The organism is Proteiniborus ethanoligenes (genome assembly GCF_900107485.1).
Taxonomy (GTDB): Bacteria; Bacillota; Clostridia; order Tissierellales; family Proteiniboraceae; genus Proteiniborus; species Proteiniborus ethanoligenes.
On the sequence record NZ_FNQE01000047.1, the window covers coordinates 1 to 14469 of the forward strand.

Annotated in this window: 9 protein-coding genes and 2 pseudogenes; 10 read left to right on the plus strand and 1 reads right to left on the minus strand. The window is 36.8% G+C overall.

All coding sequences use genetic code 11. The annotated features are described in order from the left end of the window. A pseudogene (locus BLV37_RS14130) lies at window positions 1-190 on the minus strand (transposase); the annotation flags it as partial. Between the two features lie 186 nt (window positions 191-376). On the opposite strand from BLV37_RS14130, the gene BLV37_RS14135 reads away from it, so the two are divergent. From BLV37_RS14135 to BLV37_RS14175, 10 genes and pseudogenes are all read left to right on the plus strand, one after another. Then, a complete protein-coding gene (locus tag BLV37_RS14135; protein WP_091732942.1) occupies window positions 377-1306 on the plus strand; it encodes a DUF6017 domain-containing protein in 930 nt (309 codons plus the stop codon). 74 nt (window positions 1307-1380) lie between these two features. Beyond that, window positions 1381-1857: a PcfB family protein gene (locus BLV37_RS14140; RefSeq protein WP_091732945.1), complete on the plus strand. Its 477-nt coding sequence runs from the start codon at window positions 1381-1383 to the stop codon at window positions 1855-1857. Next, window positions 1854-1985 (plus strand): hypothetical protein, encoded by a 132-nt coding sequence (locus tag BLV37_RS15485; RefSeq protein WP_280140156.1) that lies wholly within the window; start codon window positions 1854-1856, stop codon window positions 1983-1985. Before BLV37_RS14140 ends, BLV37_RS15485 begins: the two co-directional genes overlap by 4 nt. Window positions 1986-2223: 238 nt before the next feature. Continuing rightward, window positions 2224-3257, plus strand: a pseudogene (locus tag BLV37_RS14145) (virulence RhuM family protein). A 79-nt stretch (window positions 3258-3336) separates the two neighbouring features. Continuing rightward, a complete protein-coding gene (locus tag BLV37_RS14150; RefSeq protein ID WP_091732947.1) occupies window positions 3337-4737 on the plus strand; it encodes a relaxase/mobilization nuclease domain-containing protein in 1401 nt (466 codons plus the stop codon). A 283-nt stretch (window positions 4738-5020) separates the two neighbouring features. After that, window positions 5021-6685 (plus strand): histidine kinase N-terminal 7TM domain-containing protein, encoded by a 1665-nt coding sequence (locus BLV37_RS14155; protein WP_091732950.1) that lies wholly within the window; start codon window positions 5021-5023, stop codon window positions 6683-6685. Window positions 6686-6699: 14 nt separating this feature from the next. Next, complete coding sequence (locus BLV37_RS14160; protein WP_176967997.1) at window positions 6700-7956, plus strand: sensor histidine kinase; 1257 nt, start codon at window positions 6700-6702, stop codon at window positions 7954-7956. Then, window positions 7949-8572: a response regulator transcription factor gene (locus tag BLV37_RS14165; protein WP_091732956.1), complete on the plus strand. Its 624-nt coding sequence runs from the start codon at window positions 7949-7951 to the stop codon at window positions 8570-8572. Before BLV37_RS14160 ends, BLV37_RS14165 begins: the two co-directional genes overlap by 8 nt. 268 nt (window positions 8573-8840) lie before the next feature. After that, window positions 8841-9149 (plus strand): response regulator transcription factor, encoded by a 309-nt coding sequence (locus tag BLV37_RS14170; RefSeq protein WP_091732957.1) that lies wholly within the window; start codon window positions 8841-8843, stop codon window positions 9147-9149. Window positions 9150-9192: 43 nt separating this feature from the next. Continuing rightward, window positions 9193-14469 (plus strand): S-layer homology domain-containing protein (locus BLV37_RS14175; protein ID WP_091732960.1); only part of this gene is annotated, 5277 nt, incomplete at its 3' end.

Here is a 14469-nt window from a genome sequence, read left to right on the forward strand (position 1 = left end):
TTTCAGTTTTCATAACGATAAAGGATCTTAAAAGAGCATGAAGACAATAACCAGTAGGTCCAACTTTAGACGAATGATATTTTGGGAAACTAGACAAATCAATGATATCGAAGATTTTTTCATAAAATTTTGTTTTGCTATTAGATGTAAATAAATCAATGTTATTAAAGATTAATTGACGTTCAAACAAGGGCTTCGCCTCCTTAATATAATATTTGGTGGTACTTATATTATTTGACATAAAGAGGCGAAAACCCTTTTTGAAAATAGAAATATTTTTGAGTGATAAGAAAAAATCACTGTATAGAACACAGTGATTTCAAGCGTTGCAAGTTATGACAAACGCTATATTTAAGCAGGAAAAGAGGTGATATTTATGGCAGTTTTTAGAGTAGAAAAAACACGGGATTATACAGTGATGTCAAACCACCATTTAAGAAATACAGACCTTTCCTTAAAAGCAAAAGGCTTATTATCTCTTATGCTTTCTTTACCAGACAACTGGGATTATACGACTAAGGGACTTGCCTGTATATGTAAGGATGGCATAGATAGTATTAACAGTGGTGTAAAGGAACTAGAAGTAAATGGCTATGTAATTCGTAGGCGGTTAAGGAATGAAAAAGGGCAACTGACTACTACAGAATATACTATTTTTGAACAGCCTCAAACCCTTGATATGACTGATACACCACCTAAAGGGGAAAATCCAATACTGGATAATCCTATCTTGGACAACCAAGCACAGGAGAAACCTATATTGGAAAATCCAATCTTGGGAAAACCTAAGCAGGCTGAGCCTATCTTGGGAAACCCCCACCAATTAAGTACTAATATATTAAATACTGATTTATTAAATATGGAGGTATCAAATCCTTATCCATCAAATCTGTATCAATCAAATAAAGAGCCACAAGAAAAAAAGATTAGATATGATGAGATTGGATGTGATAGCCCAGCAGAAATAAAAGAAATGGTTTTAGAAAATATTGAATATAGGTATATTAAAGATAATCATAATCGTGAGCGTTTAGATGAAATCGTAGACCTAATGGTGGAAACTTTATGTTCTACCAAGGACACCATCAATGTTGCAGGAGATGATTACCCTGCACAACTTGTAAAAGAAAAACTACTGAGGATAAATTGTTTGCATATTGACTATGTCTTTGAATGTCTTGATAAGACCACCACCTATATCCGTAACATCAGGCGGTATTTACTGACTACCTTATTTAATGCACCATCCACCATAGATAGTTATTACTCGGCATTGGTAAATCATGATTTAAATAGAAACCCCTAAAGGCATTTTGTACCTGATACAAGAGGATTACAAAATGCCTTTTTCTATGTCAAAAACAGAAGGGAGGAAGACCTATGCAGGAAGAAGTAGAAAACAGAACAGTAGCACTAGTAATAAGCGGTACAAAGCTTACAGCAAGAAGTTTAAAGGCGGCTATTTTAAAATATCTAGCATGGCGTAAGGATAAGAAAAAATACCCTGAAATTCCTCAAGGCAAGCAAAGTCTTAAAGACCTTGCCAAACAAAATGCAGGAATGACCAATATTGAAATTACAGATAAAAATATTAAAAGCTTTGAAAGATCAGCAAGAAAATACGGTGTTGATTTTGCTGTTAAAAAAGATAGAAGCGTAAAACCATCTAAATACCTGGTCTTTTTCAAGGGCAGGGATGCAGATGCCATTACTGCTGCATTTACGGATTTTACAGCTAAAATGGTAAAAAGAGCAGAAAGGCCTTCCGTACTTTCACAGCTTAAAAAGTTTACCCAGCTTGTGAAAAACACAGTTACAGATAGGGTGAAAAGTAAAGATAGGGAGCAAAGCCTATGAATACAAGACTAAAAAGAATATTAATTTTAAATATCCCTTACCTATTTTTAGCCCTATTTTTTACCAAGGTATCACAGGCATGGAGACTTGCCTTTGGATACGATATTGGGCAGAAAGTTCATTTTTAGGCTTTCACCCTTAATTGACACACAGCAGGAGTGCCAGCGAAAAGCAAGGGCGGCGTGGCCGTTCATCTCGACCCTTGCTTTTTGATGGTAGGCCTGCTATTTTTTCTGTGTTTGATATTTGAAGGGCAAAGGATTATAATTTAATATAATAGGTAAATAGGAAATTAAGAAAGATGATATAAGAATTCATTATACATATGATTGGTATAAAATATCGTGATTAGAAAGGAATATAAATATGGAAGGTAAGAATATACAAATACGCAATAGTACAGTAGACTTTATGGTCTTTACTAAAGATGCAGGTAGTGATTCTATAGAGGTCCGTGTACAAGATGGTGATGTGTGGCTAACTCAAAAAGCCATATCTATGCTATTTGATGTGGATAGAAGTGTAGTGACAAAGCATTTGAAAAATATATTTGAAGCAGGTGAACTAGACGAAAATTCAACTTGTGCAAATTTTGCACAAGTTGCGGATAATGGTAAAACCTATCAATATAAATTCTATTCATTATCAGCCATAATTGCCGTTGGTTACCGTACAAATTCAGAAAGAGCATTACAGTTTAGGCAGTGGGCAACTAAGGTATTAGATACTTTTACAAAGCAGGGATATGTTTTAGATAAGAATAGATTAATTAATGGACAAATTTTTGATGAAGATTATTTTGAGCATTTGATTTCTGAAATTCAGGAAATAAGGGCTAGTGAAAGACGGTTTTACCAGAAGATCACTGATATATATGCTACAGCAGTTGATTATTCTAAAGACAGTAAAGTTACCAAGGACTTCTTTGCTACTGTTCAAAATAAAATGCACTATGCAATTCACGGCAATACAGCAGCAGAAGTAATCACCACAAGGGCAAATCATAAAAAAGATCACATGGGTTTAACTAGCTGGAGAAATGCACCAGATGGCAAGATTGTAAAAACGGATGTATCCATTGCTAAGAATTATTTAGCAAAAAATGAGGCAGAGGAACTAAATGAAATTGTGACAATGTATCTTGACTATGCAACAAGACAAGCAAGAAGGCATATCCCCATGACTATGGCGCTGATTGGGCAGAAAAATTAGATGCATTTTTGAAATTTAACGATGCTGAAATTTTATCGGGTAAGGGTAAGGTAACTGCAAAGATTGCAAAAACATTTGCAGAAAGTGAGTTTGAAAAATATCGTGTCATTCAAGATACATTATATAAAAGTGATTTTGATAAATTGATGGAAGAAAGTATTAAAGAATTAGAGAAAAAAGATAAGTAGATAAATAAATTCATACTGTTTATTAATGAGAGTTGCCATAGGGTGGCTCTTTTTTAATGCTATTAAGGAGGTTATACTAATGGCAACAACCCGCTTAATTTCCATGCACAAAAACAAGGGAAAATCCGTAGCTGATTGTATTTCTGACCGTATAGATTATGCATTAAATCCCGATAAAACTAATGAGGGTAAATATGTTTCTTCCTATGAATGTGATCCAAAAACAGTAAAAGGAGAATTTATACTATCTAAGAAAATATATGCCAATATTACGGGCAGAGAGCAAGTAAATGATGTGATACTATATCAGATACGGCAATCATTTAAGCCGGGAGAAATATCACCAGAACTTGCTAATAAAATTGGCTATGAACTAGCCTTAAAATTTACCAAAGGGAATCATGCTTTTTTTGTAGCCACCCATATAGATAAGTCCCATATTCATAATCATATAATATATAATTCTACTTCTTTAGATTGTACAAGAAAATTCAGAGATTTTTTAGGCTCTGGTAAAGCTGTGGGGAAAATATCTGATCGACTTTGCCTTGAAAATGGACTATCTATTATTGAGAATCCAAAGCGTGGGAAAAACCATTATGGTAAATGGCTTGGAGATAAAAAGCCTATTACTCATTCACAAGATCTACGAAATACGATAGATGAAATACTCTCAAAAAAGCCTACAAATTTTGATGATTTTCTATTTCAAATGGAAGAAGCAGGCTACTCTATTAAACAAGGGAAACATCTTGCTTTTAAGAATAAACAGCAAAAGAGATTTATCCGTTTGCGTTCTCTTGGTGAAGGATATTTGGAGGAAGAAATTAAGGAAATAATTAAAGGTAAAATGCCTTATAGTAATAGAAAACAAGTAGCTAGCAAGCAACAATCCCCAGTCAATCTTTTGGTAGATATACAGTCAAAATTACAAGCAGAAAAGGGTGAAGGCTACCAACGATGGGCAAAGATTTTCAATCTAAAACAGATGGCACAGACTATTAACTTTTTAACAGAAAACAACCTTCTTGTATATGAGGATTTAGAGAAAAAAGCACAGCTTTCAACAGATAACTTTAATGAAATATCAGACCAGATTAAAAACATTGAAAATCGTATGAAGGAGATAGGTAATCTTAAAACCCATATAATAAGTTATTCAAAAACCCGTGATATTTATACTGCTTACCGTAAATCAGGATATTCCAAGAAATACTATGAAAAACATACTGCTGATTTAATTTTGCACAAGGCTGCAAAGGCTGCTTTTGATGAATTAGATACTAAGAAAATACCTACAGTAAAGGCTTTACAAAAGGAATATACAGAACTAATTTCTGAAAAAAGAAAAGTTTATACAAAGTATCATTCTATAAAAAAAGAAATGAAAAATATTCTGACTGCAAAGGCAAATGTTGACCGTCTTTTAGGAGGAGATTCAGTAGAAAAAGAGAAAGAAAAATCACAGAAACAGAGGTAAGATTTTATGAGTTTCAAGCTCCCAAAGGGAGCGTAGCCACACAATTTATTGTGTGTTCAATGGGGATTGGGGATACTCCCCAACAAGCAGATTTGGCAGAAATCCCGTAAGGGAATTTTATGCAAAATCGCAAGGTGTGTACCACCTTGCCCTGCTTGCCAATATTCTTTTACATTGATGAATGACGATAGATATAGTATAATTTTGGTATATATTGATTTAAAAATACTCTGAAAGAGGGATAAAGATAACTTGATTTTCGATAAGAGTAGGGGTGAAGAACATGGGATACCTAAATAAAAGAACTATATATAAATCAACAATTGTTACACTTCTGATTATTTTCACCATGGTATTAAGATTGCCTGGAGTAGTTCAAAGCCCTAGACTTATATATTTGAATAATGGTTTAATATATTCTCTTATTTATTTTGGTCTATTTATTAGCTGGGGTATATCCATTAAGGGAAGGATTATCCAAAAACAAGTTCTCAGGTTTCTCATAGCCATTGTAGCCTTGATGCTATTTTGGTTTATGGTTCGTACAATAAAATATATATATATTGAGGATAATTATGCCATAGAACGTTGGCTTTGGTATAGCTACTATATTCCCATGCTGCTAATTCCTCTTTTGACAATATTTATTGCCTTATCCCTTGGGAAGCTGGAGGATTATAGGCTCCCAAAATGGACAAGGCTAACCTACTTACCCACTATTATTCTTATCATATCTGTACTTACCAATGACTTCCATCAGCTGGTATTCAAATTTCCCCAGGGGCAAATTTGGACAGGTTCTGATTATCAGTACGGAATACTATATTGGCCTGTATGGCTATGGATGGTTCTACCTATACTTGTCTCCCTTATAATAACTATAGCAAAAAGTCAGGTACCCCATAGCAAGAAGATATTATGTCTACCTTTTATACCCTATATTGGAGGACTAATATATGGAGTTTTATATATAATGAAGATACCCCTTTTGAGAATAATTGCAGGAGATATGACAGCTATATTCTGCTTATTTACTATGGCCATCTATGAAAGCCTTATCCAGAGTGGCCTAATACGCTCTAATATTTATTATGAAGAATTATTTTATGCATCTGATTTAAAAGCAAAAATCATGAATAAGAACCATCAAATATTTTATGAAACTAGCTCAATGCCTGTGGAAATAAATGATAATATGCGAAAATCCACCTTTCCCATTTCCGGGGGGCAAATCCTTTGGTTGGAAGATGTTTCAGAAGTCAATAGACTAATCAAGGAAGTGGAAGAAATAAATCAAAGACTATCAGAGGAAAACAATCTACTTCAAGCTGAATTAGAATTAAGGGAAAGAAAAATAAAAATAGATGAAAAGATTAGGCTATATAATAAGATTATAAAAAAGATAGAACCCCAGCTTCAATTATTGGATAATATTCTGTCAAAAGAAGTCGATGATACAGGCTTATTACAAGAAAGACTAGTAGAAATCTGTATTATTGGAACATATATTAAACGCCAAAGCAATCTACTTATTCTTAAAGAAGACAAGAGTATATTTTCTGCAAAAGAGCTTGAATACTGTCTAAGGGAATCGATGGAAGCAATATCCCAAGGAAAAATTACCGCCTCCCTTAAAGCTACCTGCAAGGGTAGTATTAAGGCAGTAAATGCAGTTCTCATATATGATTTATATGAGGATATAATAGAAACCATATTACCCTCTTTAGAAGCACTATTTATTAACCTAAATATATCAAAGGGTCTTGTGAAGCTGAAGTTGCAAATAGATGCAGATAGGGAAGAGCAAGCCCTAGGAAAATTAAACAAGAAAAAACTTAAGAGTATAGAACAACTTGCTAAAAAAGGTGGTTACATAAAAATAGAGGAAGAGGATGGCAGTCTAGCTATTGCTATAGAGCTCCCAAAGGCAGGTGAGGGCGTATGCTAGGTATAATCCCAATAATGTTTTTGTTTCTAATACTAGTAAATTTCTATATTTTAGTCTATGCTTTTAGCCAAAGCAAAAGGTGTGAGATCTGCCATATTGCCCTTGGATTTACTTTGCTTACCTTTGTCATACTTTACTTACTAACTATGGATCTTTCACTAGTAGCTAATAGTAATGCCCTACTTCTCATGATAAAAAAGTTTCAGAACCTAGAAGTTAGCATATATGTTATTATCTTTTTCCTTATATTGACTGGATCCATTAGCTTGTTATATAAAGAAAAGAAATCTTTGAAAGAATCTATTACAAGAGCATCTATTAAAGAAAGTATAGATAATTTGCCAATGGGACTATGTTTTTCAACAAAGAATGGTATTGTTCTTCTTTCCAATAGGTCCATGAACCAGCTATGCCATAAGATTACTGGCAGGGAACTACAGGATGGAGAATTCTTCTGGGAAAAAGTCATGGAAAAGAGAAGAAAATTTGAGGATAGCTTGGAGGTAAACCGGCAGACCCCTATTTTGCAGCTTGACAATGGGGAGACTTGGTTTTTTTCCCGCAATCCTATTAAAGTGAATAATAAGGCTGTGCTGCAAATAACTGCTACTAATATTACAGAACTATTTGGACTAAGGTCCCAATTAAAAAAGAAAAACCTTGAATTTATGAAGATGAATAGCCGTCTACATCAATATAGTGAAAATCTAGCCCATATCAAATCAAAAGAAGAACGACTAGCCACAAAAACCCAACTACATAATGAACTAGGCTATATCCTTCTTGCAACAAGGAGGGCTTTGGCAAACAAGGAACTAGATAAAGAAGGACAATCAATACTGGCCTTATGGAAGAAAAACATCGCCACCCTCTTAACTGGAAGGGGACTAAAAGAAAAAAATGCTTTTGAAGAACTACTAGAAGCTGCCCTTGATATAGGTATAGAATTGAAGTTAGAGGGAAGATTACCTCAAGAAAGTGAAAACAAAGATATTATCTTAAAAGCTGCTATAGAAGCACTCAACAATGCTGTCCGTCACGCTGGGGCTACAGAGCTTAATTTAACCATAAAAGAAGTGGAAGAAGAATACACTATAGAACTAACTAATAATGGTATCTTGCCTAAGGAAGAAATTATAGAGGGTGGAGGCCTATCAGCCCTCAGAGAAAAGATTGAAGGACGAGGAGGAAGAATGAGGATTGATATAGAGCCTATTTTTAAACTTTGGATAAGATTCCCCCGGGGAAGGGAGGTTGATAATTATGATTAGAGTATTGATAGTTGAAGATGACCCTATGGCACAAAAACTGTTAGAAAACTTTATAGAAAACAGCGGAAGATATAAGGTGATAGGTTCCATAGCCAGTGCAGGATTTGCAGAAACCTATTGCCTCAAGCATTCTGTGGATTTGATTTTGATGGATGTATGTACTGCTTTAGGAGTAAGTGGTTTAGAAATTTCAGCAAAAATCAAGAAAATCAAATCTGATATTAAAATCATCATCATCACCAGTCAACCTGAATGTGATTTTATCAATCGTGCCAAGGCTGGAGGGGTGGATAGCTTCTGGTATAAAAGTTCTGATGAAAAAGAAATCTTAGAACTGATGGATAGGACAATGGAAGGGGAGTCCATCTATCCTGACTCTACACCAAGCCTACAAATAGGCTATGCTTGGAATACAGAATTTACCCCAAGGCAACTAGAAGTCCTTAGAGAACTTACCAGCGGGGACACCAATGGGGAAATAGGAGAGCGACTTGGCATATCTGCCAACACTGTTCGTGACTATATTCAACAAATGCTGGAAATGACAGGACTACAAAACAGAACCAGCCTTGCAGTAGCAGCAGATAAGAGTGGCCTTGTAAACAAAAATTATTAAAATGTCATCCCGACCAACTTGGTGGGATCTTATTTAACCCTATGGGAAATCATAGGGTTAATTTTTTTGAAAATAAATATGCCTACCCCCTACATTTGTAGGATGTGCTTTCCAAAATAAACCTATAAAATAGATATAATGCTAGATTTATATCTATTCATTTTTTAAAGAACTGGGGTGATATCACTTGAGAACCATTGTCATAAGTATGCAAAACAATTTACTGGCTGGAGCTATTGTCAAATACCTGATAGAAAGGGGGGAGTTGATGCCAGAGAAAATCCTAGACCATAGCAGGAAGGATGAACCATATCTTAGTTGTGAGGCCTTAAATGCAGATGTAGTCCTAATGGAAATTTCCCGATTGCCAAATTTCACACTAAATAGGCGAATTGAAACTGCAAGAAAGGTTAGAAAGGCTCTGCCAAAGTGCAAAATTGCTCTACTTTGTGATGAAAATGCAGACCCAGATATAGCAGAAAAGGTAAAGGATGCAAAGATGATGGGTCTCATAGATGGGTTCTTTTATTCCTCAGTTACAGGAGAATATATCTCTGCTGCACTGGATGCATTGTAAGACACAATTATTATGAAAATATAACAAATAGGAGGCGAACGCAATGAATAAGAATAGGGCAACAAAGTCTTTAAGCATATTACTAGCAATGTGTATGTTATTAGGCATGCTGCCTATGACGGCATTAGCAGATAATTTCAGTGATATAAAGGGTCATTGGGCAGAAAGTCAAATCAATGAAATGATAAATGAGGGTATCGTCAAAGGATATCCTGATGGTTCTTTCAAGCCGGATGGAGATATAAGCCGGGCAGAGTTTGTTAGTTTAATAGTAAAAGCTTTCAAACTAACCAAGGCAAAGGGTAAAGACTTTGATGATATATCTAATCATTGGGCAAAAGATGCTATATTGACAGCTAATGCTCATGGCATTGTCAACGGTTATAGTGACACTAAATTTGGCCCTGATGATCCTATAACTAGAGAACAAATGGCAGTCATAATAGTAAAAGTAGCACACTTGACTGATAATAGCAAAGGCAAAACTTTTGTTGACAGTCAGGATATATCAGAATGGGCCAAGAAGGCAGTAGCCATAGCAAGCTCTAATCAGCTAATAACTGGTTACCCAGATAATACCTTTAAACCTAGTGCAAATACTAGCAGGGCGGAAGCAACAGCAGTATTATCCAAAAGCATAATTTTAGCCAACCTAGCAGCTAAAGTAGATTATAGCTTAATAGAAAAGTCGGGTAAATATGGACCAGAAACTGGCGACGAGATAGTTAAAGGCGATGTGGTAATAAAGGCTAAGGATACCATCCTACAAAACTTAGTTATAAAAGGTGATTTAACCATTGCCAAAGAAGTAGGGGATGGAGATGTAACACTAAACAACATAAAGGTAGAAGGTAAAACCTATATCCGTGGTGGAGGGATAGATAGTATCCATATTAATGGTGGAGAATATAGGGAAATTATAATTGAAAGAACAATAACAGGGGCAGCTCGCATCTTAACTGCAAATGTTCAAAGAATATCTATAACAATAAGTGAAAATGACAATGGTGAAGATGTAATCCTAAATGGAGAAATAAAAACAGTTACTATAAAAGCCGACGGAATAAAAGTTATAAGCCAAGGCAAAACCACCATTGACAAAATAGAAGTAACCCGTGGGTTAAAAGATGTCAAAATCGAGCTTACTGAAGATACTGAAGTAAAAGAAATTATACTGGATTCCAAGGTTGATGTAAAAGGCAAGGGTGAAATTGAAAAAGCAAGTGGAAGCAAGATTAGAGAATCCACCTTTGTAACAGCACCTAAACGAATTATCACCCCTAGCACTGGTGGAAATGGTAGTAGCAGTAGTGGTGGCACATCTACTACACCGAATATAAAAGTAAGTGCTATTAGTATCACCACACCGCCAACAAAAACCATATATGAAATTGGTGATCCAATAGACCTAACAGGTTTAGTGGTAACAGCAACCTACAGTGATAACAGCAGTAAAACCGTTACTATAACATCAGGCATGATAAGTGGCTTTAATAGTAACAACGCGGAAGTAGACCAAGTAGTAACTGTTACCTATGAAGGCAAGACAGCTACTTTTAATGTAACTATTAAAGAGGCAGCTCCAGTGGTAGATAAAACAGCCTTAACAGCTGCTCTTGCAGAAGCTGACTCTAAAATGAAAGCAGATTATACAGCAGCAAGCTGGACAGAATTCCAAACTGATTTAGCAACAGCAAAAGCAATGTCCGAAGGAACACAGGCGGAGGTAGATGCTAAGTTTGCAGCAGTCAATGCAGCAATAGCTAAGCTTGTTGAAGAAGTTCCAGTAGTAGACACTACCCCACCAGTAATTTCAGGAGTATCAGATAAGAGTGTATTAAAAGATTCAACTGTAGATGTTCTTGCTGGAGTAACCGCAATGGATAATGTTGATGGACCTGTTGCAGTAACAGCCAATCCATCAGCTATTGATACCAGTAAAGTAGGAACAACAGTAGTAACCTATACAGCAACAGATGCCGCAGGCAACACAGCAACAGCGACAGCTACCTTTACTGTAGTTGAAACAGCGGTAGATGTAACCGGGGTAACCTTAGACCAAACTACAATGAGCTTAACAGTAGGCGGAGCTACAGGAACTTTAACAGCAACAGTAGCCCCTGCGGAAGCAACCAATAAAAATGTAAGCTGGTCATCATCAAATGAAGGTGTAGCCACAGTATCAAATGGGGTAGTAACACCAGTCTCTGCAGGAACAACTACAATTACGGTAACAACAGATGATGGAAATAAAACAGCTACATGTGATGTTACTGTGACTGCTGCAACAATACCAGTAACCGGGGTAACCTTAGACCAAACCACAATGAACTTAACAGTAGGCGGAGCTACAGGAACTTTAACAGCAACAGTAGCCCCTGCGGAAGCAACCAATAAAAATGTAAGCTGGTCATCATCAAATGAAGGTGTAGCCACAGTATCAAATGGGGTAGTAACACCAGTCTCTGCAGGAACAACTACAATTACGGTAACAACAGATGATGGAAATAAAACAGCTACATGTGATGTTACTGTGACTGCTGCAACAATACCAGTAACCGGGGTAACCTTAGACCAAACCACAATGAACTTAACAGCAGGCGGAGCAACAGGAACTTTAACAGCAACAGTAACCCCAGAAAAAGCAACAAATAAAAATGTAAGCTGGTCATCATCAAATGAAGGTGTAGCCACAGTATCAAACGGGGTAGTAACACCAGTAGCAGCAGGAAGTACAACTATTACAGTAACAACTACTGATGGTGGGAAGACAGCTACATGTACAGTTACAGTAGAATCAGCTCCTGATAAGGTTGTAACCCTCAAAAACATCCCAGGTATAACCATACCAGCCAAGGATGGAGTACCTGTAACTGCAGTAGGGGCAAATGACCAATATACAGGAACAGTTGAGTGGAGTCCTAGTGTTGTAGATAATAAATTTGGACTGGGTCAGATTTACACAGCAACCATTACCCTTACAGCTAAAGCAGGTTATACCTTAGAGGGAATTGCAGAAGCTAATTTCTTTAGCGTAATAGGTGCAGACTCAACAACTTATGATTCAAGTAGCAAAACTGTAACAGTAAAATTCCCAACAACAGGCGATAAGCCAGCCCAGACGGGATCACCAAAAATCAGCGGAAGCCCAGTCTATGGTGTTGGATTGATGGCAGATAGTGAGGGACTAGAACATGTCTTTGGTGGAGTTACCTATACTTGGTATCGTTCCGAGGATGCGAATTTTGACGAAAGTACGGATACTATATTAGATTCAACAGGCACAAGCGGACAGAATTATACAATTGTTGAGGCTGACATTGGCAAATATTTAATCGTCAAAGCTGTCAATCCAAATAGCACCGGCTACGGCTTCCGCGTTGTTGGTCCAGTGGTAAAAGCTAATGTGGTAGGGGATGTAGAGGGCTCTATTAGCGCCTACTACCTATCTGACGGAAATGCCCTCTATATCAGAGGTATCAATCCAAGCCAAGGTAAACTTGAAGTAGCAGTGGCGATTGATGGCACGACATATGGTGACTATCAAGTTATCGGCACCAATATAACCGAGAAAGATATTACCGGCCTATCAGGAGTAGATGAAAATACCAAAGTCAAAATAAGAAAAGCTGCAACAAATACTCATAATGCTAGCGAAGATAAGGTAATAGCGGGAACATCCGTTAAGGTTCGTCATAAGTTAACCCTTGAAGGTGAAGGTCTGACCGTTGACAAAACCCCCGATGTGTTCGGAGAACATAAAACCTATGCTGATAACCAGTATTTGAAACTAACTGTAACTCCACCAACAGGCAATGTAATAGATTCGCTTAAAATTGGTGTTGAAGAGAAGAGAGATTCATTAAATGGAAATAACGAATTGTGGTTCCATATAATAGCCGACACAACCATAACAGTAACTTACACAGAGATTAAAACTGTTAATATCGCCGCCATAGAGGGAGTAACAGCACCAGAAGTAGGTGCTACACCTGTAACTTCAATAACCGAAACTGCCCAATATACTGGTACGATCACCTGGTATCCAAACCAAAATCCCTTTGTCAAAGACACAGAATACACGGCGACCATCACTTTAACAGCCAAGCACTCATATAGCTTTGATGGAGTAGCTGCAAACTTCTTCAAAGTAGCAGGAGCAACATCTGTAACAAATGCCGCCGACTCAGGCGTAGTAAAAGCAGTCTTCCCAAAAACAGGGGCAGAACAAGTAACAGCTTTAACAATATATGATTCTCAAGTAGCTAAGCCCCAAAAGGGTGAAGAAATAAAAGCTGATCCTTTTACGAGTTATGGTGGTAGCTATGTCGAATATGATGGAACTATAAAGTGGTATGAAGAAGGTAACGAAACAGAAGCAACAGGATTCTTCAAAGGGAATACAGTCTATATAGCCAAGGTTAGTCTAGAGGCAAGAGATGGCTATACTTTTGCAGGTTTGACAGAAAATAGTTTCCAATATACAGGTGCAACTAGCATAATTTTCGAAATTGACTCCAGCGATCCTAAAAAGGGACTGCTAACCATCACCTTCCCGGCGACAGAAGATTACCCAGAAATTGAAAACTTTGCCTTCACAGCGACAGCCAATTTGCAAGAAAGCAATGCGAATGTAGCAGTAGGAGCTGTAGCAGGAACATTTGATGAGTATGTATCGGGTGGCACATCTCCATTTACCTTCTCATTAGTAGAAGGTGAGGGTGGTGCGGATAATGGTAAATTTGTAATTGATGGAACTGACCTCAAAATCATAGAAAAACCATTAACAGAAGGTACCTATAGTGTAAGAGTGCAAATTAAGGACACCCATGATAAAACTCTTACTAAGATACTGACATTTTATGTTTCTGCAAAAGAAGCCGTAGCTCCAATAACGGATACACCAGTTTCAGCTTCGCCAGTAACAGTAGGCCAAACACTAGCTGATTCTACTCTAAGTGGAACATTTAAGAATGCTGATGGAGATGCAGTAGCAGGAACGCTAGCTTGGACAGATAGTACAACAGTAGTAAATGCCACAGGTAATTTTGAATGGACATTTACACCAGATGATCAAGTTACGTATAATGTGATAACTGGAGATGTAAATGTAGTTGCAAATCCAGTACCAGCAGTAAATCCAGTAGTAGATGAAGCAGTAGCGGCCACAGCAGTAACAGTAGGCCAAACACTAGCTGACTCTACTCTAAGTGGAACATTTAAGAATGCTTCTAATGAAGCAGTAGCAGGAACACTAGCTTGGACAGATAGTACAACAGTAGTAAATGCCACAGGTGATTTCCAGTGGACATTTACACCA

What these genes read in the sequence shown, in the direction of transcription:
- BLV37_RS14170 (WP_091732957.1), top strand. Translation starts at nt 8,841, where the DNA reads ATGCCAGAGAAAATCCTAGACCATAGCAGGAAGGATGAACCATATCTT.
- BLV37_RS15485 (WP_280140156.1), top strand. Translation starts at nt 1,854, where the DNA reads ATGAATACAAGACTAAAAAGAATATTAATTTTAAATATCCCTTACCTA.
- BLV37_RS14160 (WP_176967997.1), top strand. Translation starts at nt 6,700, where the DNA reads ATGTTTTTGTTTCTAATACTAGTAAATTTCTATATTTTAGTCTATGCT.
- BLV37_RS14140 (WP_091732945.1), top strand. Translation starts at nt 1,381, where the DNA reads ATGCAGGAAGAAGTAGAAAACAGAACAGTAGCACTAGTAATAAGCGGT.
- BLV37_RS14150 (WP_091732947.1), top strand. Translation starts at nt 3,337, where the DNA reads ATGGCAACAACCCGCTTAATTTCCATGCACAAAAACAAGGGAAAATCC.
- BLV37_RS14135 (WP_091732942.1), top strand. Translation starts at nt 377, where the DNA reads ATGGCAGTTTTTAGAGTAGAAAAAACACGGGATTATACAGTGATGTCA.
- BLV37_RS14165 (WP_091732956.1), top strand. Translation starts at nt 7,949, where the DNA reads ATGATTAGAGTATTGATAGTTGAAGATGACCCTATGGCACAAAAACTG.
- BLV37_RS14155 (WP_091732950.1), top strand. Translation starts at nt 5,021, where the DNA reads ATGGGATACCTAAATAAAAGAACTATATATAAATCAACAATTGTTACA.